General features: G+C 61.3%; 25 protein-coding genes and 1 tRNA gene. 9 read left to right on the top strand and 17 right to left on the bottom strand.

The features are described 5' to 3' along the window. From LZ496_RS05635 to prsK, 3 genes are read right to left on the bottom strand one after another with little or no spacing between them, the layout of a single operon-like run. Positions 1-1,911, bottom strand: coding sequence for a DUF885 domain-containing protein (locus LZ496_RS05635; RefSeq protein ID WP_283937963.1), 1,911 nt, complete (start codon positions 1,909-1,911; stop codon positions 1-3). Positions 1,912-1,923: 12 nt separating this feature from the next. Further along, the gene (prsR, locus tag LZ496_RS05630) at positions 1,924-3,309 is read right to left on the bottom strand and encodes a PEP-CTERM-box response regulator transcription factor (RefSeq protein WP_249903608.1); all 1,386 of its coding nucleotides are present in this window, start codon (positions 3,307-3,309) and stop codon (positions 1,924-1,926) included. Then, a complete protein-coding gene (gene prsK / locus LZ496_RS05625; RefSeq protein ID WP_249903607.1) occupies positions 3,306-5,393 on the bottom strand; it encodes an XrtA/PEP-CTERM system histidine kinase PrsK in 2,088 nt (695 codons plus the stop codon). Before prsK ends, prsR begins: the two co-directional genes overlap by 4 nt. 104 nt (positions 5,394-5,497) lie before the next feature. Here prsK and LZ496_RS05620 point away from each other — a divergent pair, with 104 nt between their 5' ends. Then, complete coding sequence (locus LZ496_RS05620) at positions 5,498-6,544, top strand: mannose-1-phosphate guanylyltransferase (RefSeq protein WP_249903606.1); 1,047 nt, start codon at positions 5,498-5,500, stop codon at positions 6,542-6,544. Between the two features lie 81 nt (positions 6,545-6,625). Here LZ496_RS05620 and LZ496_RS05615 read toward each other — a convergent pair whose 3' ends face one another. Together LZ496_RS05615 and LZ496_RS14040 are read right to left on the bottom strand one after the other, a co-directional pair. Further along, a complete protein-coding gene (locus LZ496_RS05615) occupies positions 6,626-7,246 on the bottom strand; it encodes a response regulator (RefSeq protein WP_283937882.1) in 621 nt (206 codons plus the stop codon). Continuing rightward, positions 7,246-8,877 (bottom strand): sensor histidine kinase, encoded by a 1,632-nt coding sequence (locus LZ496_RS14040; protein ID WP_249903604.1) that lies wholly within the window; start codon positions 8,875-8,877, stop codon positions 7,246-7,248. The genes LZ496_RS05615 and LZ496_RS14040 overlap by 1 nt, the downstream gene beginning before the upstream one ends. Positions 8,878-9,244: 367 nt before the next feature. On the opposite strand from LZ496_RS14040, the gene LZ496_RS05605 reads away from it, so the two are divergent. Next, positions 9,245-9,511, top strand: a complete 267-nt coding sequence (locus LZ496_RS05605; protein ID WP_249903603.1) for a hypothetical protein — start codon at positions 9,245-9,247, stop codon at positions 9,509-9,511. A gap of 120 nt (positions 9,512-9,631) precedes the next feature. Next, on the top strand, positions 9,632-10,072 hold the full coding sequence (locus tag LZ496_RS05600) for a hypothetical protein (RefSeq protein WP_249903602.1): 441 nt from the start codon (positions 9,632-9,634) through the stop codon (positions 10,070-10,072). On the opposite strand, the gene LZ496_RS05595 is transcribed toward LZ496_RS05600, so the two are convergent. From LZ496_RS05595 to LZ496_RS05580, 4 genes are all read right to left on the bottom strand, one after another. Further along, on the bottom strand, positions 10,069-11,517 hold the full coding sequence (locus tag LZ496_RS05595) for a methyltransferase domain-containing protein (RefSeq protein ID WP_249903601.1): 1,449 nt from the start codon (positions 11,515-11,517) through the stop codon (positions 10,069-10,071). The two genes, LZ496_RS05600 and LZ496_RS05595, sit on opposite strands and share 4 nt — an antisense overlap. A gap of 93 nt (positions 11,518-11,610) precedes the next feature. Continuing rightward, on the bottom strand, positions 11,611-12,927 hold the full coding sequence (locus tag LZ496_RS05590) for an amidohydrolase (RefSeq protein ID WP_249903600.1): 1,317 nt from the start codon (positions 12,925-12,927) through the stop codon (positions 11,611-11,613). Continuing rightward, complete coding sequence (locus tag LZ496_RS05585; protein WP_249903599.1) at positions 12,928-13,527, bottom strand: DUF4893 domain-containing protein; 600 nt, start codon at positions 13,525-13,527, stop codon at positions 12,928-12,930. Positions 13,528-13,536: 9 nt separating this feature from the next. Next, positions 13,537-14,322, bottom strand: a complete 786-nt coding sequence (locus tag LZ496_RS05580; RefSeq protein WP_249903598.1) for a 3-hydroxybutyrate dehydrogenase — start codon at positions 14,320-14,322, stop codon at positions 13,537-13,539. A gap of 101 nt (positions 14,323-14,423) precedes the next feature. Between LZ496_RS05580 and ypfJ the strand changes: the two genes are divergently transcribed. Next, a complete protein-coding gene (gene ypfJ, locus LZ496_RS05575; RefSeq protein WP_249903597.1) occupies positions 14,424-15,260 on the top strand; it encodes a KPN_02809 family neutral zinc metallopeptidase in 837 nt (278 codons plus the stop codon). A gap of 215 nt (positions 15,261-15,475) precedes the next feature. Here the strand turns inward: ypfJ and LZ496_RS05570 are convergent, their stop codons facing one another. The 4 genes from LZ496_RS05570 to LZ496_RS05555 all read right to left on the bottom strand — a co-directional run bounded on the left by LZ496_RS05570 (position 15,476) and on the right by LZ496_RS05555 (position 19,133). Next, positions 15,476-16,186, bottom strand: coding sequence for a hypothetical protein (locus tag LZ496_RS05570; protein WP_249903596.1), 711 nt, complete (start codon positions 16,184-16,186; stop codon positions 15,476-15,478). A gap of 9 nt (positions 16,187-16,195) precedes the next feature. After that, positions 16,196-16,879 carry a hypothetical protein gene (locus tag LZ496_RS05565; RefSeq protein WP_249903595.1) on the bottom strand — a complete coding sequence of 228 codons (684 nt, stop codon included), beginning with the start codon at positions 16,877-16,879 and terminating at the stop codon, positions 16,196-16,198. Between the two features lie 143 nt (positions 16,880-17,022). After that, positions 17,023-18,012, bottom strand: coding sequence for an NADP-dependent oxidoreductase (locus LZ496_RS05560; RefSeq protein ID WP_249903594.1), 990 nt, complete (start codon positions 18,010-18,012; stop codon positions 17,023-17,025). A 182-nt stretch (positions 18,013-18,194) separates the two neighbouring features. After that, the gene (locus tag LZ496_RS05555) at positions 18,195-19,133 is read right to left on the bottom strand and encodes a DUF2171 domain-containing protein (protein ID WP_249903593.1); all 939 of its coding nucleotides are present in this window, start codon (positions 19,131-19,133) and stop codon (positions 18,195-18,197) included. A gap of 188 nt (positions 19,134-19,321) precedes the next feature. Between LZ496_RS05555 and LZ496_RS05550 the strand changes: the two genes are divergently transcribed. Further along, positions 19,322-19,397: transfer RNA gene (locus LZ496_RS05550), tRNA-Ala, on the top strand. A 33-nt stretch (positions 19,398-19,430) separates the two neighbouring features. On the opposite strand, the gene LZ496_RS05545 is transcribed toward LZ496_RS05550, so the two are convergent. The 3 genes from LZ496_RS05545 to LZ496_RS05535 all read right to left on the bottom strand — a co-directional run bounded on the left by LZ496_RS05545 (position 19,431) and on the right by LZ496_RS05535 (position 21,453). Then, positions 19,431-19,859: a hypothetical protein gene (locus LZ496_RS05545; RefSeq protein WP_249903592.1), complete on the bottom strand. Its 429-nt coding sequence runs from the start codon at positions 19,857-19,859 to the stop codon at positions 19,431-19,433. Between the two features lie 142 nt (positions 19,860-20,001). Beyond that, a complete protein-coding gene (locus LZ496_RS05540) occupies positions 20,002-20,430 on the bottom strand; it encodes a DoxX family protein (protein WP_249903591.1) in 429 nt (142 codons plus the stop codon). 105 nt (positions 20,431-20,535) lie between these two features. After that, positions 20,536-21,453 (bottom strand): LysR family transcriptional regulator, encoded by a 918-nt coding sequence (locus LZ496_RS05535; protein WP_249903590.1) that lies wholly within the window; start codon positions 21,451-21,453, stop codon positions 20,536-20,538. 91 nt (positions 21,454-21,544) lie between these two features. Between LZ496_RS05535 and LZ496_RS05530 the strand changes: the two genes are divergently transcribed. Both LZ496_RS05530 and LZ496_RS05525 read left to right on the top strand, forming a co-directional pair. Then, the gene (locus LZ496_RS05530; protein WP_249903589.1) at positions 21,545-21,712 is read left to right on the top strand and encodes a hypothetical protein; all 168 of its coding nucleotides are present in this window, start codon (positions 21,545-21,547) and stop codon (positions 21,710-21,712) included. Between the two features lie 11 nt (positions 21,713-21,723). Beyond that, positions 21,724-22,422, top strand: coding sequence for a pirin family protein (locus LZ496_RS05525; protein WP_249903588.1), 699 nt, complete (start codon positions 21,724-21,726; stop codon positions 22,420-22,422). A 9-nt stretch (positions 22,423-22,431) separates the two neighbouring features. On the opposite strand, the gene LZ496_RS05520 is transcribed toward LZ496_RS05525, so the two are convergent. After that, on the bottom strand, positions 22,432-23,448 hold the full coding sequence (locus tag LZ496_RS05520; protein WP_249903587.1) for an AraC family transcriptional regulator: 1,017 nt from the start codon (positions 23,446-23,448) through the stop codon (positions 22,432-22,434). Between the two features lie 103 nt (positions 23,449-23,551). Here LZ496_RS05520 and LZ496_RS05515 point away from each other — a divergent pair, with 103 nt between their 5' ends. Both LZ496_RS05515 and LZ496_RS05510 read left to right on the top strand, forming a co-directional pair. Further along, positions 23,552-24,529 (top strand): quinone oxidoreductase family protein, encoded by a 978-nt coding sequence (locus LZ496_RS05515; RefSeq protein ID WP_249903586.1) that lies wholly within the window; start codon positions 23,552-23,554, stop codon positions 24,527-24,529. After that, a complete protein-coding gene (locus tag LZ496_RS05510; RefSeq protein ID WP_249903585.1) occupies positions 24,529-25,377 on the top strand; it encodes a TauD/TfdA dioxygenase family protein in 849 nt (282 codons plus the stop codon). The genes LZ496_RS05515 and LZ496_RS05510 overlap by 1 nt, the downstream gene beginning before the upstream one ends. The last annotated feature ends 6 nt before the right edge of the window (positions 25,378-25,383 follow it).

Genomic DNA, 25,383 nt, shown 5'->3' with positions numbered 1-25,383 from the left:
TTAGCCCCTCCGCGCCGCCTCGGTACGTTGCTTGATCCGCTGCTCAAGGATCGACAGCGGCATTGCGCCTTCCTTCAGAACCTCGTGAAACTGCTTGATGTCGAACTTTGCACCGAGCGCAGCTTGGGCCTCCTTGCGGGCCCGGCTCCAGGCCATGTGCCCAACCTTGTAACTGCAGGCCTGGCCGATCTGAGTGCAGTAGCGCTCGATTTCGCGCAGGACGCGCGGCCGGGCAAAACCGGTGGTCGCGACCATATAGTCGGTCGCCTTCTCCCGGCTCCAGCCTTTGGAATGGAGACCGGTGTCGACCACCAACCGGGTCGCGCGGAACAGGAAGCTCTGCAGATATCCGGCCCGTTCGATACCCTTGTAGGCACCGAGTTCGTCGGCAACTTCCTCGGCGTAAAGTGCCCAGCCTTCCGAATAGGCCGAGAAACCGCCGATCTTGCGGAGGGTCGGGATATCCTTCGATTCCTGGGCAAGGCTGATCTGCAGATGGTGGCCCGGCGTTCCCTCATGGTAGGTGAGGGCCGGAAGCGAATATTTCGGCCAGTCGCCGACGTCCTTCAGGTTGATGAAGTAGATGGCGGGTCGCGATCCATCGAGCGCAGCGCGGTTGTAATAACCGTTCGACGCACCGTCCTGAATCTCGACCGGCACGCGGCGGATTTCCAGAGGCTGGGTCGGGAGCGTGGCGAACGCGCGCGGCAGCCGCGCATTCATGTCCTTCACGCCCTCGTTGAGGCTGGCGATCAGTGCCGCGCGGCCCTCGTCGGTGTTCGGGTAGAGCTGCTCGGCCGAGCGATTGAGTTGGTCTAGCCGCTCGCCGACGGTGCCGGTCGTGAAGCCCGCCCCCCTGAGGATGGTGTCCAGCTCCGCGGTGATCTCCGCGACCTGAGCAAGCCCAAGGCGGTGCACTTCATCCGGCGAAAAATTGGTGGTCGTCGCCTGCAGCAGCGCGGCCGCATAGATGGCCTCGCCGTCGGGCAGCCGCTGGGCGCCGTCGCCGGGTCGCGAGCTCGGCTTCAGCTGCTCCATCAATGCGATCTGGCGGTCGAGCGCGGGATAGACGCTGTTCGCGACGATATCGGCAGCGCGTTTTTGCCAGTCGCCGGCGATGCTCTTTTCGCCCGTCCTGCGGACAATCGAGTTCACTAGCGTATTTGCTTCCGCCGCGGGTTCCCGAAGCTTGCGCATCTGACCCAAGGTGAGGTCGATCGACCAGATCGGCGCAAGGAAGCCTCGCGCCGCCTGGGCGCGCTGGTCCTCGCTATCGTTGTCGAGCGATTTCCCGACCAGCGCCAGGCGGGCGAGATAGGCTTCGGCATCGGCCGCATTCTCGATCGTATGCGCAGTGTCGAGGAAGTCGGGTGTCGAGAAATAGGCGCCGCCTTGCTGGAAGATCGGGTAGGGCCGCTGGACGCTGTCGATGTTGAACTTGTCGGCCGGAATCATGCCGGTCTTGGTCTGGTAAATGACGACTTCGCGATTGAGTCGGCCGGCATCCGACAGGCTGGCGGGCGGGATTGCCTCGATGGCTGCCAGATTCTTCTTCGCCAGCGCCAGGTCTTCCTTGCGCGCCTGCTCGACGGGTCGGACGTCCAGTTTCGATTTCAAGCCGGCGTTGGGGCCTTTGTCGAGGCCGAGTGAACTAGCAAGCTCGGGATAGCGCTTTACTCGGTCCTGGAAGATTTCCTCGAACAGGGCATTGAGCCTGGCATCGCCAGCTGCCGCGGTTGCCGGTGCGGTTTGCGCCGCGGCGCCGGTGGCGAAAGGAACGACGGCGGCGGTTGCTCCGCCCGCCTTGAGGAATGAACGGCGATCCATGTTGCGACTCCCTGACCAATTTTGGCGGGAGGCTAGGGTCGGCGGGTTGGGGAGGCTAGTCCCCCGGTCGAACGCAGCCGCCAGTTCGTAGCTTCGTCAGGCTCCGAGGCGATATTGCTTCATAAGGTCGTAAAGCGTCGGACGGCTAATTCCGAGCAACTTGGCAGCGCCGCTGATGTTGTTCTCGGTCCGCGTCAGTGCCTGTCGGATCGCGCGCCTGTCGGCAACTTCTCGTGCGGCGCGTAGATTGATCGGCAGTGGCTCCGCGTCGCTGCCCTTCGCTCCAGATAGATCGAGGTCGGCGGCGGTGACGCTCTTGCCGTCTGCCATGATCACGGCGCGCTTGATCCGGTTTTCGAGTTCACGAACGTTGCCAGGCCAGCCGTAGCCATCGATCGCATCCGCTGCATCGGGCGAAAGGCTCTGAACCTTGGCATTCAGTTCCCGCGCGAAGCGGCTGACGAAATGGCGGGCCAGAAGCACCGCATCTCCGGCACGTTCCGACAGGCACGGGATCTTCACGACGATCTCGGCAAGACGGTAGTAAAGGTCGTCACGGAAGCGACCTTGGGCGATCATGGAATCCAGGTCTTGATGGGTCGCGCAAACGATTCTCGTATCGACCGCGATCGGTGACCGGCCACCGATGCGTTCGATCACACGCTCCTGCAGGAATCGCAGTAGCTTGACCTGCAGGGGCAGGGGGATGTCGCCGACTTCATCGAGGAACAAGGTTCCGCCCTGGGCAAGCTCGATCTTGCCCGGCGTCATCTTGACCGCTCCGGTAAAGGCGCCGCGCTCGTAGCCGAACAGCTCGGCTTCCAGCAGGTTTTCCGGAATCGCCGCGCAATTGATGGCGACGAACTCGCCTTTGCCGCGTGAGGATTTCTCGTGCACCGCCCGGGCCAAGAGTTCCTTGCCGGTACCGCTCGCGCCAAGCAGCATCACCGAAACATCGGCGTTGGCAACCCGGTCGATCGTCCGAAGCACCTTCACCATCTCTGGGCTTGCGGTAAGGAGGGCCCCCATCGCAGTAGCGTTGCCGCCAGCGGCTTCCAAACGACGGTTTTCGGCCTCGATCTCCTGCAGGTGGAAAGCCCGGCTGACGATCAGGCCAAGCTCGTCGATATCGACCGGTTTGCGATAGAAATCATAGGCGCCCAGCGCGATGGCCTTTAGCGCGCTTTCGCGGGCACCATGGCCGGAAGCGACGATGATCTTTGTATCAGGCTTCAGCGCCAGGATTTCGGACAGCGTCGCAAATCCCTCACTGGTCCCATCCGGATCTGGCGGAAGCCCGAGGTCGAGTGTCACAACGGCGGGTTCATGAAGGCGAACCATATCGATGGCTTGCCCACGGTCGGTCGCACTGACCACCTGGTAGCCTTCGTAGGCCCACTTCAATTGGCGCTGAAGCCCTTCGTCATCTTCGACGATGAGCAGGACCGGCAATTCGGCGGCGGCGTTTGCAGTATCGCTCATGCGCTTTTCCGTTGGGTGTCACTCGCCGCTTCCGCGGCTGGAAGGGTAATGGTAAACATGCTGCCTTCGCCTGGCCGGCTTTCAACGACGAGGCGGCCGCCCATTGCTGCGATCAGGCTCTTTGCTTCGAATGCGCCAACTCCAAATCCGCCCTTCTTGGTCGAAGCGAACGGCTGGAACAGGCGGGTCCTGACAAAGTCCGCATCCATGCCGACACCGCAGTCGCTAATGGCAATCGTGACTTGGTCCTCGTGATTTCCCATTCGCACCGTAACCGGCTGATGAGGCTCGCTGGCGTCGACCGCGTTCTGGACCAGGTGTCCGATTGCCTGTTCCAGCCCAAGCGGGTCGGCCATGACCCAAGGGCTTCCGTCGCCGAGCAGCAGGACTTCATGATCGCCGCGCTTGGCTGCGATGGCGGAAGCGACCAGCGCTCGGATCGGGGTCGGCTCAAGTTTGGCCGGCCGCTGGTCCGGGCTTGGAGAAAGACGGTCCAGCAGATCGTTCATCTTGCCGACCGATCCCTTCAACGTCGCGACCATGTCTGACCGGAACTCGGGATTGTCGGCATGCCGCTCGGCGTTGCGAGCCAATAGGGAAAGCTGGCTGACGAGATTTTTCACGTCATGGAGGATGAAGGCGAACCGTCGGTTGAAGTCTTCGAACCGCTGCGCATTCATCAAAGTCTGCTGGGCGTGGGCTTCCGCCAGTGACGACGCGGCCTGCCTTCCCGCCGTCCGCAGCAGGTCGAAATCCTCCCAGTCGAGCGGCCGGCGGTAGTCGGGGGAAGCCAGCAAGACGAGGCCAACCAGCCGGTCGTCATGGATCAGCGGAACCCCGGTCCAGGCCTGTTCTTCGCCAAGCAAGGGCGCAGGAATGTCGAGCTCCCGGTCCCTTGCATCGGCCCAGCCGCCGCCGAGCGCATCGAAATCGATGATCCTTCCTTCGGCGCCGACCGACAGCCAGAAAGCCAGCGCTTCGGCGCTTGGGATCGCTGCGCCAAGGTTGGCGCTTCCTGACCAGTTCCATTCGGCCGCCGGCTCGATGGTGCCATGCTCGTCTGCAACGAGCAGCAGCCCGCCCGGGGCGTCAAGGATATCGGCAAACGCCTTGATCACCCGCTGGCCCAGCGGCGGCGCCTTTGGCCCGCTGGCGCCGATGGTTTCGGTAAACCGCAGCCACTCGGTGCGATAATCATAGCGATGTTCGAACAGGTGCTTTGCGATCTTGACCTTGGCCCAGCCACGGGCGCGGCTGGATGGAAGCAGGACAATTGCCCCAATGGTCATGGCCGCGAGCAGCACGATCAGCATCGCGCGCGTCCAATCGACACCGGAATCCCGCAGCGCCGTGACAAGCACGGCCATCACGGCAAGATAGCCGGCGATGGCCAGCATCGACAGGCTCTGGAAGGTAGCTGCGCGGGAAAGCCGGATCCGCCAGCGATCGTCATGCTCGCCGCCGATCGCGAAAAGGGGCGCAGCAACGACCATGACCAGCCCACGCCAGTTAAACAGGCCCTGCGCGGCGCCAGGGTCGATATAGGCGATCGTGTATAGGTTGAGGTCGTAGGCCCACATTCCGGCGAGCGCGATCATCGCGAACCGGATTGATCCGCGACTTGCCGGTGCAGCCTGGCCGTAGAAATTATGCACCAGCACCAATGCGCCCGCTGCGGCGGTCAAACGAAGGATCAGGGCAGTCAAAACCAGCGCATGGCCGGGGCTGATCTCCTCCGTATTCACGATCAGCGGGAGCGCGTCGACCATGAGTTGCAGGCCAAGAACGCATGCGACCGCTGCGTAGACGGGCTTCACACCGCGCTGCTCGTCAATGCTGTCGATGCCCGCGAGGCGGTAAAGGACGCCGACCCAGACGAGGTTGCGCGCCGTTTCGGAATAGGCGGCCAGCATGCTGGTTGGCGCCATCGCCGTTGCCCAGGCCCAGCAGGCGGTTAGCGCGAACGCGGCAAGGAGCATGCGCTGCTCGCTTTCGCCCAGCCCACGCCGAAGCTCCCAAAGCGTCAGCGATGAGAAAAGGGCCGCAGCAAGCGCGTGCGTCCAGAAGGCAATCACCGCCTCCATTGAGCCCCCACTGTCAAATCCACCGACATTCTATAGGTGTCGCAAATTTTTACAAAGGAATGATGAACACTGGCGTTGCGCGGTGGTTTAAGCGACACGACCACATGGCTGATTCAACCGAACGGCGGCCGATCCGCCCCGTAATTCTTGCCGGCGGTGCTGGAACGCGGCTGTGGCCGCTTTCGACCAGCGCGAAGCCGAAGCACTTGCTGTCTTTGCTTGGCGAAAAAAGCTTGTTCGAACAGACTCTTGATCGCTTTGGTGAGCAATTCGCGGCTCCCATCATCGTCGCGAACCAGGCCCAGGAGGCAGACCTTCGTGCTCTGGGCGCCAGCGCAGCCGCGATCATCCTGGAACCGTGCAAGCGCGACAGCGCGGCTGCAATTGCATTGGCGGCCGCGTGGGCAGACGAAGATGAACTTCTCCTCATCTGCCCAAGCGACCATCATATTGGCGATGTCGCCGCATTTCACACGGCCATCGAAATCGCGCGGGATGCCGCGGAAGCTGGGCGGCTCGTAACCTTCGGCATCGAGCCTGACCATCCGGCGACGGGATTCGGATATATTGCGGCCGGAGGAGGAGACGGCCAGTTGCGCCCGGTCGACCGGTTCGTCGAGAAGCCTCCCCTGGAAAAGGCGCAGCAGATGATCGCTGCGGGCGGCTATTATTGGAATGCCGGCATCTTCCTCGGCTCCGCGAAGACGTGGCGCGCAGAGCTTGCGGCCTACGTTCCGGCTATACTGGATGCGGCGCAGGCGGCCCTGGACCGGAGCGAGCGCGACGGTGCAGTTGCCAGGGTCGAGGAGCAGGCCTTCGCGAATGCCCCGGCAAAGTCGATCGATTACGCCGTGATGGAGCATTCCAACCGAGTTTCGGTGGTACCGGTTTCGATGGGATGGTCGGATATCGGCAGCTGGCAGGCCCTGGTGGACGCATCCGACAAGGACGAGGCCGGCAACGCGATCCCGGCCGGCGTCCTCGCACTCGATTGCAAAGACACCCTTATCCGAACCAGCGGTCCGAAAGTGGCTGCCATAGGCGTTGAAGGGCTGGTGATTGTCGCTACCGCCGAAGCCGTGCTCGTGATGAGGCCTGAGGAAGCGCAGCGCGTTCGCGAAGCAGCCAGTTGGTTTGAGGGTAGTACTTAAAAGCTAGCGCAATTTCTAAATCTGCGTTATATATTGACTATTAGAAGGGTGTGGGCGGGGGCTTCTCACCCTTCTTTTTTGTCATCCACCTGCCAGGAATTCATCGGCTCGGATCGCCAGTTCGGTGCGATTGGTAACGCCGAGCTTTTCGTAGATGGCATGTAAATAGGCTTTGACCGTTCCTTCGGTGACTCCCAGCTGCTCACCAATTTCCCGGTTCCTGAGGCCCTTACGAACGAAAGCGATCAACTGCCGTTCACGGGGCGCTAGCTGCAAGGTCGCGTGATTGGCGCTCGACGAAAGCTTGCGGCTTCTCTTGGCAAGCTCTGGATCGATCCACATCCGGCCTGCGCTCACGCTGTCCAGGCACTCCAGCAAATAAGCCGGATCGGAGTTCTTGAGTACGATTCCGCGTACCTTCAGCGCCTTCGCTTCCAGCAGTTCGGTGTCATCGACGGCGGCCGTCAGAAGAATGACCCCAACCGTAGATTTTTCTGCGCGAAGCTGTCGAAGTACTTCCAGGCCGTTTCCGCCTGGCATTTGGAGATCCAATAGCAGGAGGTCTGGGCGAAGTCGCTGGATCTCGCCCAGTGCGGCCTCGCCCGTGCCTGCCATGCCGACCACCTCATATCCGGTGTCGCGAAGCAGCACTTCGATAGCAGCCCTGATCATGGGGTGATCATCAACAAGCAAAATGCGCATCAGTAGGTTGCCTCGGCAATGGGCAGGTTGATGGAAAGCTTCGTGACGCCCATTCCCCGGGCAAGATCCAGAACGCCGCCGGCCTGTTCCACACGATCCTTTAGAGACGATGGCATTTCCAGCCGACCGCCGCGAGTTGGAAATTCCGCACCGTCATTGATGAATTCGAGCTGGAGTGTGTCGTGCTTCGCGGAAGCTTCAACACTTACCGACTTGGCGCCGGCATGGCGGACAGCATTGGCCACCGCTTCACGCATCAGCTGATGCGCATCCAGCCGGATCCGGGTCGGGATCATCAGTTCGGCTGGTTTCGCAACAAACTCGCATTTTATGTCCCATTGGCGGGAAAGGTGGGTTGCAAGGCCCTTCAAATCCTTTGCAAGGTCACTGAACGCAGTTAGCGGCCCGCTGCGCAATGACGTGATGAACGACCTCAACTCGCGCTGCTCCTGAAGCATGAGTTGTTTAAGTTCATTGAGCTCATCATCGACATCGCGGCCGGCGGAATTGGCGCGCTTCATTGCCTCGAGCCGAAATGCGGCTCCTGCCAGGAATTGCACGACACTGTCATGAAGGTCGCGAGCCAGCACGAGCCGCGACCGGGCTTCGGCATTCTCCTCCGCAGCGCGAAGCAGCCGATGTCGCTGAATGTGAGCGGAGGCCCTGGCTCCTGCCTGAACGCCGGCATCCAGATGGTCGGTCGACAGCCCGCGGACACCTTCCAGGTACATGATCCCTTCACCGCCGTCCGCACGCAGCGGAATCGCCAGCCCATGGGCGAGCTGTAACTGCCTCGCGGATTCGGCCCCTATTCTGTCGTACGGGTCGAATGCGACCAGGTTGCGGTCCGTATCACGCCACAAGGCGCGCCTTTTGGCGAGATTGTACAGGAAGGGAACACCATTGATCCCAAGGTCAACGTGAGACGGCGCCGATTCCAGCTCAGTCACCGCTTGGCCCTCAATTGCGATGCCGGTTACGCGGTCTCTCCCTTGATCGCGCCAAAGTATCAATCCCCGGTCTGATCGAAGGCCTTCCAAAGCCGACCGAAGCCCGCCCTCCAGCGGAGATTCGTCAAGGGACGGATGGCCATTGATTTCGAATTCGCCGATGGCGACGCGCGGCCACTGCCGACTTGCTCCAAACCAGATCAAAATCATCGACAGGATGGCGAGATGACCTGCCCGGATGACAAAGCGGTCCGGTTCAAGCTGCTCGCCCGGCGTCAAATCAACCAAGCCGCTGATCGTGAACATCAAGGCCAGCAGGACAGCCGTCAGGGCAGTGGCTCGCCAGCCCCAACGAATGGCCGCCGATAGCATGACGAACATGAAGAACGCGAAATAAGGACTGGTATGCCCGTCAGTCAGCAAGACCAGCAGCGTGAAAATCGCGATATCCAGAGCGTGTGCAGGACCGGCGAGGCGGGCATCATGCCACCAGCTTGACCAGGTTATGACCGCGATCGCCGCGGCAAACAGAATGTAGACGATCAGTAGTCCGTAGGTTGCGGACGGCTGATGAACCGGAAGTTCCGCGTCCAGCCAAACCGCAATCAGGTACAGGGTCGCAAGCATCAGGCGGCCAAGCGCGATGACCCTACCCGATGAGTGTTGAAGCCCCGTCCCCACGGCTCAATGCATATCCCATCCGGGCCAGAAGGCACAGAGTGCATGACCCAGATCGGGACGATGCGTTTCCGCAACATTATCTTTCGGTAACTTCCGCGCGCGGACGGCGACCTGATATCCGGTGTTTCGTCCAAGTCCCCTGGGGAGCGCTGGCAGCCCGTCGCGCTCCCCTCTGACTATCCGCACGGGAGAGCGGTGGGGCGGGGGAAGGATAGGAGAGGGCCGACAAAGCCCCCGATTTGCCGGCCCTCTTCGTTCAATCCTCCAAGCCGCATTTTACGCCGAGACGGTGCCCGTTCACGCCTGCCGGAGCTGGCCTGCAGCCGGACATGAGTTAACCTTATGTCCTTGCAGGGAGAATCGAACGATGGGTTGGCTGATAGGCCGGGCCGCCGCCATGTCAGATCCGGAAGGCGCGCGGCGCAAAGCATTGGAAAAGTTGCGGGGAATCGCCGAGCTGGAAGATCCCGAAAGCGCGGTCGTACCGATCCTGATCGACGCCATCTTGCTAGTGGAATCCTATCGCGGCGCACGCCACCAGATCACATTCCTCGACGATCTCACGGGGAGCGTCGACGGGCTGCTCCGCGAACTCACGATCGTCGAGAAATCCAAGGTTTGGGCCGCGGAGTAGGGAAAAACCGGACCACCTTCCGGTGTTTTGCCTTACTCGACGGGTAGATTCGGAGCAGTTACAAACCCGTTGAGCACTTCTCGCTGGGAGCGCATGATGTCGGTGGATGGCGACGCCTTAATGCCGGTTTCCGCAGTCGGCACCCATTCGGACCGGCAGCGGCTTTTCCTTCTCTACTTCGTTGGGGCCTTGGTCGACCTGGTCGTCCTGGGCCTGTTCGATCAATATTCGGACAAGGTATTCGTCGACACCTTCACGACGATGCTGCTGGCATCGATCGTTCTCCAGCTGCTGTTGAAAGCGACGATCGCGGTCGAGCATAAGGTTGCCGCCTATTTCAAATCCAAGCCTGGCGGGTTCATGAAATTCATGCGCTTCTTCTGCGCATGGCTGGTTCTGTTCGGATCCAAGTTCGTTATCCTGGAGGCGCTAACCCTGGCCTTCGGCGAGGATGTGAAGTTCGAGGGCGTGCTGCATGGCATCGTTTGGCTGATCATTGTCGTGGTGACGATGGTGATCGCGGAAGAGATAGTCGTCCGGATCTATCGCAAGCTCGCCTAGCTCAACGCCGTTGTCCCGGAATGAATTTGGCCTACGTCGCAGCGAAACACAGTTACGTCGGTGTGCGCGCCGACCTTTTTTATGGAAGAAAACCGGCCGGTCCTTGCTAGACTTTCGGATAGCGCTTCGTGAAAATAGAGCATGTGATTTGCGGCGATCGCTTCCGTCGGCGCCTCATAGCCTGAGACGATCAGAGTTCGTTCCGTACTTTGAGCTAAGAAATCAATCAGTGCCAGATAGTCTTCCGCCGTTTCCTGATGGATGGCGACCTCGAAACAGATTACGAATTCTGCACGGTCAGTTACGGCAGGCGGAACCAATGCAAAGCGCCACTCTGGGCGCAACCTTGCTGCGCGTTCCAAGCTTTCGACCGAGGTATCAAGTCCCAGATATGCCTTCAGATTTAGGCCGCTAACGACTTCCAAGTCCCCGCATCCCACATCAAGAACAGTGGATGCATCTTTAATGCCCTCGCCACGCAGAAGCGTACGCTTATATTCCAAGTTCGCGCCTCGAGATCCAACGCCTGATCCACGCTCCGGGAAATGTCGGTAGCGAAATTCCCAGAAGAGCGTTGGATTGAAGTTGGCCTTTATTTGATCATTCGCCCGGGAAACCGCTTCGCTTTCCTCAGCAGTGACAACGCCCTTCGGTTCAAGCAGCCCCACCACGTTCAATGAGCTATTATGGTAGTGCAGCAGCGCTAATGGATGGTCGACATTGCGCTCGGCGTGCTCACCGACAAAGTGCAAGAAATAATTGGCGTTTGAAGCGAGTGGTTCGAAGGGGAAGCCGGTTGCATGTAACGCCATGCAGAAAGAGATCTGGTCGACGTGGCTTTGTTTTCCCGCAATTCGCAGCGGTTCGATGTCATCCAGCAACAGCTGGGCAAATCGCCGCCACTCCCCGAACAATTCGTCAGCAAATTGCCGCGGCACCGAATAGTGGCCTCCATTGCAGTTACCCTGAAAGGTCGCACCCTCCCGAGCCTCAATGGCAACTATCGGTGGATGATCGCGAAAGCCGGCCCGTTCAAATAGCTCCTGCAATAGGGGCAGCTTTGGATTTTCGAGGTCAACGATTTTTGCACTTATCGCTGTTGGGGAAAGCAAGGTCGAAAAATCGGAAACGCAAATCATATCTGTGTCGAGAAATACGAAATGATCTCCGGGAGCATTTCTGAGATTCTCCCACTGTGCGAGCTTGTTGCAGTAACGTCCGTCGCCAAACCGACTTAGGCGATGGGCAGAGCAACCGAGGTGCCGAAATTCGTCTAGGGTCTGATCCGGAACTTCCGGCGTAAACTGGACGTGAATGTCGTCCCAGGGCAGCCCAAGATGCTCGACTACAGAATGTGCCAGGTGCCAACCAGTGTAAGCAAAGACGGGGTCGGCATCGACGATGAACGATACGGCAATCCTACCTGGATCTTTGGTGGAACTCATTACTCATAGCTTTCATTGTTCTGGCGAGCCGGGCCGATGCGTTCTTATGACGATTGCCGAAGAAACAGTCGTCCGGATCTACCGCAAGCTGGCCTAGCTCTTCTTCAAGACTTCCAGCGCGGCCAGGCTCATCGCCTCGGTTGCCGTCGAAATCACGACCTCTGCGTCGGGCGCCCAGAAGGGCGAATGCAATGATGGCAATTTGGTCGTGTCGCCGCCTGCCGCATCCCACTTCGCCTGTGGTACGCCGCCGATCCAGAAAAGCGTTCCCTCGACGGATGGATCGTTGAGCCAATAGCGGCCGACGTCCTCGCCGACCATGAACGGCTGCAGCACTGTCGTCCGGTTTGCGCCGAAGTGGCTGGTGAACAGCTCAAGCGTGCGATTGGCGAACTTTTCCGAGTTCAGCGTCGCCGGGGTGTGCTGGTCTTCGCGGATGGTGACGACCGGCATCTTGTCGTCGGGCACGCCCGCGGAGATTGCTTCGCCCCTGGCGATCCGCGCGATGCCGTCCAGCAGCAGTTTGCGTACTTCCGGCTTGTAGGTTCGGACGGTCAGCTGGAGCTTGGCTTCGTCGGGAATGACGTTGTGCTTGTTGCCACCCTGGAAGCTCCCGACGGTGAGCACGGCCGGATCGAGCGGGTTCTTCTCGCGGCTTACCAATGTCTGCAGCGCAACGACGATGCGTGATGCGAGAACGATCGGGTCCTTGGTCGACTGCGGGCTCGCGCCGTGACCGCCGACGCCACGGACCGCGATGTCGACATTGTCGACACTCGCAGTCGTGTAGCCCGGCGTCAGCCCAATGACCCCGGCAGGCAAAATGGCGGAATCGTGGAAGGCGAGCACGTAGTTAGGTTTCGGGAAGCGCGTGTAGAGACCGTCGCCGAGCATCGCCCTCGCGCCCTCACCGGTTTCCTCGCCCGACTGCAGGTTCATCACCAGCGTTCCAGACCATTGACCCTTCATCGCGGCCAAACGCCGCGCCGTGCCGAGCCAGGCCGCGATATGGGTATCGTGGCCGCAGGCGTGCATCACCGGCGTGGGGCTGCCGTCGGGAAGCTTGCCGATCGCCTTTGAGGCGAATGGCAGTCCTGTCTGTTCCTTCACCGGCAGGGCATCCATGTCGGCGCGCAGCATCAGCACCGGCCCCGGTCCGTTGCGCAGGACGGCGATCAGGCCGCTCTTGCCGACATGCTCCGTCACTTCGAAACCGAGCTTGCGCATTTCCGGCGCCATCTTCGCCGGTGTCCGAACCTCCTGCATGCTGAGCTCCGGATTGGCATGCATGTCCCGGTAGACGTTCATCAGGAGCGGCAGATCGGCGCGGACAGCTTCATTCAGCGTCGCCCCGGAAGCCGGGGCAGCAAGAATGGAGGCGGCAAGAAGGGCCAGCACGTTACGTTTCATCTATTGCTCCGGAACAAGCTCGATCACGTCGAGAAGCGATTCATAGTTCGGATAAGGCAGCACCATCCGCCAGCGATTGTCGCCGATACGCTCGACCCAGCCGGCCACATCCCGATCGCGGTCACGGCCATATTGATAGGCCCGGGTTTCATCGCCCAGCACCAAGGTACCAAGGAAGACTTCCCGCAGCTGATCGCCGGGATAGATTTTCCCGACATGACGCTGCGATCCGGTGAGCTTGGTGAAGCGCTGCATCTTGCCTTGATCGATCCGGCAGCGGAACGCCGGATAGGCGACATATTCCAGCATGCCCTGGCTCTTGGCGCCCAGCTTGATCACACGGCAGCGATAGTCGCCGTTGGGGATTGGCCCGCCAACGGCAGCATCGGGCTCCAGCAGGGCCCCCTCGTTCGCAATCTCTGCTGCATGGTTGGCGGCATTCGCCTGGTCGAGCGCGCGAGTGAAGGCGGTGCGCCAGTCGCGAAGCCTGATCCGGTCTTCCGGAGTAACCACCTCCTGCCAGCCCGTCGTCGCCGAGGGCGCCTGCGTGGTCGCGCAGGACGTAACGGCAAGGAGCAAGAGTGAAGCCAGGATCCGCATCGGGTCAGCCTAGGCGGCGGTCCATCCGCCGTCCATGCTGAGATTGGCGCCGGTGATCGAGGCGGCGCCGTCACTGGTGAGGTAGAGCGCGAGGCTCGCCACTTCGTCGACGCTGACGAACCGCTTGGTCGGCTGGGCGGCGAGCAGAACGTCGTTCATCACCTGCTCGCGGGTCAGGTTGCGGGCCCGCATCGTATCCGGGATCTGGTTTTCGACCAGCGGCGTCCAGACATAGCCCGGCGATATGCAGTTGACGGTCACTCCGTCGCGGGCCGCTTCAAGGGCCACGGTCTTGGTGAAGCCGGCAACGCCATGCTTGGCGGCGACATAGGCCGACTTGTTGGGCGAGGCGATGAGGCTGTGGGCCGAAGCCGTATTGATAATCCTGCCCCAGCCGCGCTCGCGCATTGCGGGAATGCAAAGCCGCGTGGTGTGGAAGACCCCGGAGAGGTTGATGCGCAGGATCGCTTCCCACTTGTCGACGGGAAAGCTTTCGACCGGCGACACGAACTGGATGCCCGCATTGTTGACCAATATATCCGGCGACCGGAGCTCATGGGCGCAGCGCTTGACCATCGCTTCGATCGCGCCCGCATCGCCGAGATCGGCATTGTCATAGAGGACTTGCGAGCCGGACGACGTTTCCAATTCCTGCCGGATTGCCTCGATTTCCGCTGCGTCGCCGAAGCCATTGATCATCAGGCTGGCGCCTTCGAACGCGAAGGCCCGGGCAACGGCGAGGCCAATGCCGGAGGTTGAGCCGGTAACCAGCGCGGTCTTGCCCTGAAGCTTCATTGGAATCGAATCTCCTTTCAACTAGCTCTCGCGACCCGCGACCGCGATTGCAACCGTTACGCGGGTGAAGCATTGGAAGTGCGATACACAGGGAGAGTGTCATGCGCTTTGGTGACGGACCCGAAAGTTCGAATTTCGAAGACCGCACGGGCGGTGGCGGCGGCATGAACCTGGGCGGCGGCTTGGGCATGCTGTTGCCCCTGGTTGCGTCCCGCTTCGGAATCGTCGGGATCATCATCCTTGGTCTTGGCTATTGCGCGCTGACACAGTTCGGCGGCGGCGGCGGAATGCTTGGCGGCGGCGGAGGTGGTGGCAAATCCACCCTGCCCGAGGAACAGCGGCGGTTCCTGACCCAGGTCCTAGGCAATACCGAACAGGTATGGGGGCAGATCTTTCAGCAAGCCGGGTCCAAATATCAGCCGACCAACCTGGTCGCCTATACCAATTACAACCAGTCGGGCTGCGGCGCTGCGCAGGCGGCAATGGGTCCATTCTACTGCCCGACTGACCAGAAGATTTACATTGATCCGGCCTTCTTCGAGGAGTTGAGTCGGCGCTTCGGAGCGCCCGGCGATTTCGCCCAGGCCTATGTCATCGCGCATGAGGTCGGCCACCACATCCAGAACCTGGAGGGCACGCTCGACAAGGCCCAGTCAGCACAAGCGCGCGTCAGCCAGACGCAGGGCAACCAGGTGCAGGTCGGGGTCGAGCTGCAGGCGGATTGCTACGCGGGTGTATGGGCTGCGCGGTCGGGCGCCCTGGAGCAGGGCGATATTGAAGAGGGCATGCGTGCAGCCGAAGCGATCGGCGACGACATGCTGACCCAGGGCAAGGTGTCGCCGGACAACTTCACCCACGGCACGTCGGCGCAGCGAATGGAAGCGCTTCGTCGCGGTCTTTCGACCGGCAATCCCGCGAGCTGCAACTACGCGCGCTAGTCACTATTCGCGCGAATCTTCACGAATGTTCACAGTAGTGGGTTAGTTTTTAGCCCGGATCGTCCAAGCCGAGCGCGTTGTCATATCACTCCGAACTCGTCGTGCGCGCGGCCGCTATTTGCCTGCGATTTCAAAGAGCGCAGCGGCCATGGCACGATCGATACTCTGTAGGACAGCCCTATTTGCTAACGACCGCAACGGGCGGAAAGCGGACGCTAGTCGCGCCAGATGCGCCCGGTGCGCCAAATCTCGTTGCAGCTTGCCACCGGCACAATCGCGCCAAAGTCGGCGCCGGATTTGAGCGGTTGGATGTCGAGGCCGGCCGCCGTGGCTTCAATCATCTGAGCCGACATGCCGATCAGTTCGAGCTGCGAGCGCAGCTGCACGGCGACATCGCGAACGGTTGCGCGATCAGCGGCAGATGGTGGACCGAGCGCCGGATCCAGTAGAGAAAAGCGATCCCATCCCCGACGCACATCGCGATAGCTATTGACGAGGGTCACGCTGGCCGTCGCCACCACCGTATAATTGTCGATGCGTTCATTCCCGAACCGGTCGTGAAATTCGCGATTCATGTCCGATGAAAGCGGCTCGACCGTGTAGCCGACAAATCGCGGCACTTTGAGCTCGCCGACATCGACTTGGCCGTTGGTCGCGGCCTTGCGTGCAATGCTCTCGACTCGCGCTATCAGGCAAGGAACCGAGGCGGACCAGATGCGAGCGACCTGCCGTGCCCGTCCAATCTCATAGCGGACGCGATCATCTTCTTCGCTCACGGACCGTTGCTCGACGCGACCAGCAACCCAGCTGGCGAGTGCCTGCGCGGTGAGAACCCCCGCCACCACCACGACGAACTCGAACAGGAAAAGGCGTAGCGTGACCTTGCCTCGTCCATTACCCCACCACTGGCGGACCGCTTGAAACATCCCCAGCCCCTACTTCCAGTTTCGGAGCATGCCACAACTGTCAAACACACCGGTGCCGAAGTCAGGCGACGGCTTCAATCCCAGCCTTCGGGCGACGGGTTCATCTTCGCCATATTTGAACTGCAACACGCGAACATTGGACGCGACCCTGATTGCGGCCAGGCGCACATTTGCAAAGTCCTGGGGCGACGGCTTGCCATAGGCTGGGTCAAGCAAGTTGAAGATCGCCCAATCGCCCGAAATCCGGTCGGTGATGCCGTCGATGATTAGGGCATTGGCTTCCAGCTGCTGGTAATCCGCCACCTTCGCCGTCCCCATCAGGTCGATTGCGGCTCCAACCAATGCAGGTGTCCAGTTGACGACGTCGGTCGATGGCAATGCCGGCCTGCCGATCTCAGCCCGAGTCATGATTCTCCCTTCACCGGCCGCCCTGGCGATCGCTTCTGCGCGAGCGATGACGCACGGCCCGTGGATGCGCCAATGGAGGCTGCGCGCAATCATATACTCGTGGCTTTCCCGGCTGGCCGCGAGGAGGGAACGAGCGTCCTCACGAAGGGAAAGTTGCTGTTGACGCTGCTGCAGCCATTGAGCCGCAAGCACGCCGGCCATCACGACCAGGAATTCGAACAGGAACAGCCTCGCCGTGACCTTGCCACGCCCATTGCTCCACCATTGGCGGACCGCGTGGAACATGCATCCTCCACCGTTACGAAGGCGAAATCATATCATCAAATTGTGCCGACGGAAGGCGCAGGAAATGCATCGCAGTGATGTCCGCAATGGGTCGAAAGCTGCCATAAGAGCTGTGCTCGCCATGCTCCCCGGCATGGCTGCGCTCAAAGCTTTACCAGCATCTTCCCCGTGTTCGCCCCACTGAACAGGCCGAGGAAGGCGCCGAGCGTCTGGTCCAGTCCCTCCGCAACCGTGTCGCGCGATTTGACCTGTCCGCTGGCGATCCAGCCGCCCATCTCGCGGTAGAATTCGCCCATCTTCGCCATGTAATCGGTGTAGATGAAGCCCTGCAGGCGGATGCGCATGGCGATGATCCGCATGATGAACTTGAGGCAGGTCGGCTGGGCTTCGTTATAGCCCTCGATCATGCCGCAGATGGCGAAGCGGGCGTCTTTCCGTGCCAGTGCCAGTGCCGCGTCGAGATGGTCGCCGCCGACATTGTCGAAATAGACGCCGATGCCTTTCGGCGCGGCCTCGGCGAGCTGCTTCAACAGCGGGCCAGCCTTATAGTCGACCACCGCATCGGCGCCGAGCGAACGGACGAACTCACACTTCTCCGCGCCGCCGGCCGAACCGATGACGGTCATGCCCCTAGCCTTGGCGATCTGGACGACAGCCGATCCGACCGCGCCCGCCGCTGCTGACACGAACACGATGTCGCCTTCCTTGGCCGACGCTGCCTCGAGAAGACCGAAATAGGCGGTGCCGCCGGTCAGGCCGAGATTGCCGAGGAAAGCCTGCGGTTCGACGCCGGGAATTGCGGGCAGCTTGTTGAAATTCGACGCCGGCTCGACCGTCTCATCGCGCCAGCCGCTCATGTGCAGCACCATGTCGCCGACGGCCAGGCTGGGATCCCGGCTTTCCACCACTTCGCCGACCGCGCCGCCGGACATGGGCGCATCGATTTCGAACGGCGGGACATAGCTTTTCACATCGTTCATGCGTCCGCGCATGTAGGGGTCGACCGAAAGCCAGCGGTTGCGGACGCGGACCATGCCGTCGCCAAGCTCGGGCAGTGCGAAGTCCTTGAGCGCGAAATCTCCCGTCACCGGCATTCCCTGCGGCCGCTGCATCAGATGCCAAGCTCGCGCCATCGGTCGTCTCCCAATTTCGTCACCCCGGACTTGATCCGGGGCCTGCCTAATCTTCCTTCGGACATCGGCCATGAAAAGAAAAGGCGGATCCCGGGTCAAGCCCGGGATGACGGAATGATCTCGCGCAAACAAAAGGCCCGGACGCAAGGGTGCGTCCGGGCCTGACGTTTCATCTGCGGGAGCTAGCGTTCGTAGGTGCCCGAGAATGCGCGGTTCAGGATGTGCGGACCGTTGTCCCGGTCATCGTCATCGCGGAAGAAGCCGCCCGAACGGTCTTCATTCAGGAACCGCCTCTTGGCCTCCGCCGCTGGCTGATCGAGTATCACCCGGTCAGCTTCAACGCGATCGACTTGCGAGCAGCTGATGACATGATGGCGGCCATCCTCACTGTCGCCCTTGGTCAGGATGATCCGGTCGCCGCGGACATGGTCGATCGTTCCGATTTCCTCATCGTCCGATCCGACGACCGACATATGGTCGCGTACCTGGCCGAGGAGTTGGCGCTTGCCCTGACGGGTCGTTCGCCAGTTCGAGAACTCCGTTTCGAACCGGTTCTGGTTCTCCCGGCGATAGTCGTCATAGTCGCGGTCAAGCGCATCGATCTGGCGACGGCGCCATTCGCTGTAATGCGGATCGTGGAGCTGGCTGCTTCCGCTGGTCGAGGCCATGCCGGTGAAGCTGCCGCTGCGGCGGTCCTCGTCTCGATCCCGGCTGGCGGAGCGGCCATAGTCGCCGGTCATAGGCCGATAGCGATCGCCCTCGCCTCCGGACGGGCGGCTGCCGAAGGAACGGCCGGTATAAGGGCGCTTGTAACCCTCGTCACGATAGCGGGCCTGCCGGTCGTACCGCGTGGGCTCGTCTTCACCGAAGGCGCGCTGCCGTCCCCAGCTGTCGTCCTCGCCGCGATTCCTTATGTCTTCGCGCCGACGCCGCTCGGCATCCTCGTCCCCGAACCAGCTGGCGACTTCGTCGCCCGCACGCTCAAAGAATCCACGATCCGAACGATCGTCTTCGCGGTCCCAGCCGAAGCTCCTGGATTCGAACCGATCATTGTCGTCGCGGCGGTATCGGGACTGCGGCTCGCGCCAACCCCTACGGCTTTCAAATCTGTCATAAGCCATGGAAAATCCTCCTTTTTCGAACAAGCCCCGCCGCTTGAACTTGGACGATTTTGAAACGAAGGATCGGGGTCGCCGTTCCAGCCTCAAAGCCGAAACGAAAGGGCCGAGCGCTAGAGCGAAAAAGGAGTGTGGGAGGGCGTTGCCAGAGGGGAAATCGCCCGCTAATGGAGCGCCTCACCGTAAGGCGCGGGGCTGTAGCTCAGATGGGAGAGCGCTGCAATCGCACTGCAGAGGTCAGGGGTTCGATTCCCCTCAGCTCCACCAGCCGCCTTGGGAATTCAGCAGACGGACCATTCGCTAGATCGGTCGTTTGAGGCCGTGCAGCGCGACGACACGCCCGTTTCGCTTCGATAGTATCGGGACCGCGAGCACCCTGATCCAGCGGTGACTGTCGCCTACGCCCCGGATTGCAGCGTCGATGATGAAGCCCAGCTTCCGACGCAGTGCATAGGTCCGCACCCGTTCAAGTATCGTTCTGGAAGGCTCCGTATAGCGGGCCACTGCCCAATCGCGCTGGACCGGGGTTCCTGCGGGCAGACCGAACAGCAGGTAGACCATGTCCGACCAGGTTAAGTCGTTGTCGTGGGCGATGTCGCAGTGCCAGTAACCGGCATCAGGATCCTGATCGGCAGTGGCCAGATCCGGTGGAATCACGAAGACATATCCATCCTCGAATGTTCCGGGCGTTGCTTCTTCGAAAAGCGAATAGACGAATGAATCCTTCACCGACCCTCTGCATCCACGGCAGCTTAGGTTGGCAAAGATTGAACAGGCTGGGAAGCAGAAACGCGAGTTTTCGGGCGGATTATACGCGGGCGCCCAAATGAAAGGCCGGGCGTTTCCGCCCGGCCCGAATGATGTTGTGTGCTTAGCGCCGGTTGTCGATCGAAACCGCGCCGCCACCGAACGCTGCGACCTGGAGCAGGCCGCCGGCCATGGCGATGTTCTTGAAGAAGTGGATGAACTGGTTCTGGTCGCCCAGCGCCGAGTGGAAGAACACTGCCGTCGCGACGCTAAACAGCGCGAGTAGAGTTGCGACCAGCTTGGTGCGATAGCCGAGGACCAGGGCGATGCCGCCGACGATCTCAACCAGGATAGCAATGCCGAGGCCGACTTCCGGGAAGGGCAAGCCGACCGAGCTGATATAGCCCAGCGATGAAGTAGGATCGGCGACCTTGCTGATACCGCTCAAGATGAAGATCGTGGCGAGCAGGGCACGTCCCGCGGCCGCCGCATAATCCGATGAATTGTTTCCGCCGACGATGAGGGCGGGGTTGTTTGAAACTGGAGCAATCATTGTCGTTCCCCTTGTTTGGGTTTGGAATGACGATGATTTAGGCTCTGCAGGCGTTCTGATTTAGCCCATAAATATGAGATAAGTTGTTCGATAAATTAGAATGAATTAAACGGACGGCCTTGCGGCGCCCCGATCCCACTCGACGAACCGGTCGAGCAGCCATCGCGTTGCGGGCCCGGGTGGCTGATCGCGCCGCCACAGCGCGGACAACCCATAGACCCCGCCGCGATGATCTGGGAGGTGAAGCTCCACCAGCCGGCCCCTGTCGAGATCGGCTTGCACCATCTCGCGCGGCATATTGCCCCAGCCAATGCCTTCGAGAAGGAGCGCATGCTTGGCGCCGAGATCGGCAAGCCGCCACGACCTGCTGCTCATTACCCCGAAGTCGCGCCCTTGAGTTAACGGCGAACGATCGGTCAGCACCAGCTGGATATAGTTGCGCGCTGCTCCCGACATCGGCTTTTCCATCTGCGCCAACGCGTGCGTGGGCGCCGCGACCGGGATTAGCTCGACCGTTCCCGCGGAAGCGCGCTCGAACGAGGGATCGTCGACGATAACCGGGCCACCGATGCCCAGTTGCGCAGTGCCGTCGAGGAGTAGTGCGGCAATGGCGCCGAGTGCTTCGACGTGCAGGCGGAGTGCGACCGTCGGGAAGGCAAACTGGAAGTCGCGGAGGATGGCGGCCACGCGGTGGGACGGGATTAGAACGTCCACCGCCAGCGCGACCTCGGGCTCAAGGCCTTCCAAGAGGCCGCGAACCTTTGCGCGCAATCCGTCGACATCGTTGGCGATGGCCCTGGCTTCGGAGAGGACGGCCTGGCCAGCCTCGGTCAGTCGGGGCTTTTTGGAGCCTTCGCGTTCAAACAGCGATACGCCGAGCTGGGCCTCCAGGTTCACGATACCATAGCTGATGACCGACACGGCGCGATTGAGTTTCCGCGCCGCGCCATTGAAGCTCCCTTCGTCGACCACGGCCAGGAAAATGCGGAGTTGATCGAGCGTTGGCGTGCCGGGATTTGCCATTCAACTTTTCCAAATAGTTTGTCGGGTTTTATCACAGTTTTCCGGAAAGGGGTCAAAGCCTATCTCCGCTGCAACAAGACGGAGAGGGGCAATGCCAAAACTAAGCAAATCGGAATGGCAGCAGGTCTCCCGGATCGCATCCGGACTCGACTGGGCGCGTCTTTCGGCGCGAACGCCGGATGAGGTCGCAATGTCGGCAGGTCTCAATGACCGGAGCGCTGCAGCGCTTCAGCATTTGCTTCGCGCCGTCGCAGTGTAAGGAGTTGAACCATGATCGAAGTACGGAAATTCGAAACGCTTGGCGGGGCCAATCATGGCTGGCTCAACGCCAAGCATCATTTCTCGTTCGCCGACTATTATGATCCGGACCGGACGCAGTGGGGCAAGCTGCGCGTCTGGAACGACGACGAGATCCAGCCGAAGTCGGGCTTTCCGCCTCATCCGCACAACAATATGGAAATCATCACCTATGTGCGGGAAGGGGCGATCAGTCATCGCGACAACCTAGGTAATGAAGGCCGCACCGAGGCGGGCGACGTGCAAGTCATGTCGGCTGGCAGCGGAATCGCCCATGCGGAATATAATATGGAAGATGAGGTCACCCGCATCTTCCAGATCTGGATCATGCCGGACCAGGTCGGCGGCCAGCCGCAGTGGGGCGCCAAGCCGTTCCCCAAGGGCGAGCGTGCCGGAAAGTTCATTGTCCTCGCCTCCGGCATCGAAGGCGACGACGACGCGCTGCCGATCCGGGCCAATGCCCGGGTGGTCGGCGCGACGGTGAAGGCGGGAGAAACGGCCGTCTATCCGCTCGGCAAGGATCGCAAGGCTTATCTGGTCCCGGCTACCGGAAGGGTGGAGATCGACGGGAACCGGGTCGAAGCCCGTGATGGTGCGGCAATCGGAGACATGGACGAGATCCGCGTTACCGCCATCGAGGATAGCGAGATCGTCCTCGTCGACGTCGCCTGACGGCGTTCGTTAAAGTTCAGCCCGCTGCCGGAGACGGCGGCGGGCTTCGCTTGGCGGTTCGTTGAAGCGGGCGCGATACCAGTTGCTGAAAGCGGACAGGGACGAATAGCCGAGCATGTCGGCTATGTCCGTGAGGCGCAGGCGGCGCTGTGCAAGGTGCCGGTTCAGCTCGCGGACCCGGACGCGATCGAGCAGTTCGCTGAACTGCGCCCCGTCCTCATCCAGCCGGCGCTGCAGGGTCCGGACCGTCATCCCAAGGCTGTCGGCCACGCTGCCAACGGAAGCGCGGCCCGACGGGAGCAGGATCTGAATGGCCTGCTCGACCTCCTGCATTACCGACCGTTCGCCGGGGTCGATGATCGCGCTCACTAGGTTTCGCGCATGCTCGGCGAGCGCCGGGTCCGACCTGGGATTGGGCAGGTCGAGATCGGACCGATTGAGCAATATGCCTTCGAATTCCGCATTGAATTCGAGCGGGCTCGAGAACATGCGCTGGAAGACGCGCAACTGTTCAAGTGGCGGGCGTTCGTAGGGAAGGCAGATCGCGATCGGCTTCCAATTGCTGCCCAGCACGGAGCGGCACATTTGCTCAAGCACGCCAAGCGCCAGATCGTCGGCCTGTCGGGACGGAATCGGCGGATCGAACACGAAATTCTCCCGCAGCATCACCATCTCATCATATTCCTCGATTCGAAGCGCGAGGTTGGTGTTGATGCGGTTCCTGAACTGGGTCAGCACGGAAAGCGCGTCGCCAAGCGTCGTCTGGTGGGCGATCAGCAAGCTGACCATACCGAGGTCCGCGATGCCGCGAAGCTCGGCCATCCTGAGGCCGAACGTGATGCATCCCGAAGCGGCCGCACTATCTTCCATCAGACGAATGACTGATCTTGCAGGGATCATCTGCTCGGGATTCTTGAGCATCGAGCGCGAGAGGCCGTTACTTCGTAGGAGAGGGAGCGTCTCAAGCTGCAGTTCGCCAGCGACGGTGAAATAGCCCGTCAGCGCTGCTGCCCGAACCAGCTCCATCCGCGCCTCCTGTCACTAGCTAAACAGAATTTGTCACGATTTGTGCAAATTGCAAGGCGGGGCAGGCGTAGGCCGGACTCTCCAAGGAATGAGAGGGAGTTACATGGCGAACGCCGTACGCTTTTACGAGGCCGGTGGCCCCGAAGTCCTGCGCTACGAGCAGGTATCGGTCGGCGATCCGGGCCCGGGCGAAGTGCGCGTCCGCCACGTAGCGGTCGGTCTCAATTTCGCGGATACCTATTTCCGCCTGGGCTACTACCCGGTTCCGATCCCCAACGGGATGGGCGTCGAAGCTTCGGGTGTCATCGAAGCGGTTGGGCCTGGTGTCACCGGCTTCAAGGTCGGCGACCGGGTCACCTATACCGGCAGTCCGCTGGGCGCCTATTCGACCGAGCGGGTCATGCCCGTCCCTTCGCTGTTCAAGCTGCCTGACGGCATCAGCCATGAAGTGGCCGCTGCCTCGACCATGCGCGGCCTCAGTGCGGCCTATTGGCTGTTGAAGACCAATCCGTGGATGAAGGCCGGAGACACCGTCCTGCTGCATGCGGCGGCGGGTGGCGTCGGGCTGATCGCGGTCCAATGGGCAAAACTGCTCGGCCTTCGCGTGATCGGTACCGTGTCGACCGAGGAAAAGGCCGAGCTCGCCAAGGGCTATGGCTGCGACGAGATCATCTATTACCGCCGCGAGAATGTCGCGGAGCGGGTCATGGAGCTGACCGGCGGCAAGGGCGTCACGACCGTCTACGACACGGTCGGCAAGGATACCTTTGAATCGTCGCTGAAGTCGCTGAAGCGCCGCGGCGTGCTGGTTGGCTGCGGCACAGCTTCCGGCCCGTTCCCGCCGATCGACGCACTGCAGATGGCAATCCAGGGCTCGGTCTATTTCACGCGGCCGGCGCTGGCCGACTACGTCGCTGATCCGGCCGAACGTAAGGAACTGTCCGACGCGCTGTTCGGTCATGTTGCCAGCGGGCGGATCAAGATCGAGATCAACCAGCGTTATGCGCTGGAAGATGCGCAGCAGGCCCATCGCGACCTCGAAGCAGGGAAGACGACCGGGTCGTCGATCTTCACCTTCTGATGCGCGTCGAGAAACTCACCGCGCACATCGGCGCCGAACTGGTCGATGTCGACCTGGCCGAAGCTGCTCGCAACGACGACCTGTTCGGCGCAATTCACGCCGAGCTGCTGAAGCACAAGGTGCTGTTCCTTCGGAACCAGCTGATCAGCAAGGGGGATCATGTCGACTTCGCGCACCGCTTCGGTGATCTTGAAGATCACCCTGTGGCCGGAAGCGACCCCGACCACCCGGGCCTCGTCTGCATCTACAAGGACCTGAATTCGCCGCCGGACTTCTATGAGAATGCCTGGCACTGCGATGCGACCTGGCGCGCATGCCCGCCGATGGGCGCCGTGCTACGCTACATCGAAGGCCCGGCGGTCGGAGGCGACACGATGTGGGCCAACATGGTCAAGGCCTATGCCGACCTGCCCGACCACATCAAGGAAACCATCGACGGGCTTTATGCGCGCCACTCTATCGAAGCGAGCTTCGGTGCGCGCATGCCGATCGAGAAGCGCCACGCGTTGAAGGCACAATATCCGGATGCCGAACACCCGGTTGTTCGCACCCACCCGGAAACCGGCGAAAAGGTGCTGTTCGTCAACTCCTTCACGACGCACTTCACCAATTTCCACGCGCCCGAGAACGTCCGCTATGGGCAGGACTATGCGCCCGGCGGCGCCAACCTGCTGCATTATCTGATGGGGCGGGCCGCGATCCCCGAATACCAGGTTCGCTGGAGGTGGGAGCCGAACAGCGTCGCCATCTGGGATAACCGTAGCACGCAGCATTACGCCGTCATGGATTACTGGCCCGCCGTCCGGAAAATGGAGCGGGCAGGGATCATCGGCGACAAACCTTTCTAGTATCTG

The sequence above is a fragment of the Sphingomonas caseinilytica genome (genome assembly GCF_023516455.1).
GTDB classification, from domain to species: Bacteria; Pseudomonadota; Alphaproteobacteria; order Sphingomonadales; family Sphingomonadaceae; genus Sphingomicrobium; species Sphingomicrobium caseinilyticum.
This window is presented reverse-complemented; position numbering and strand designations above follow the sequence as displayed.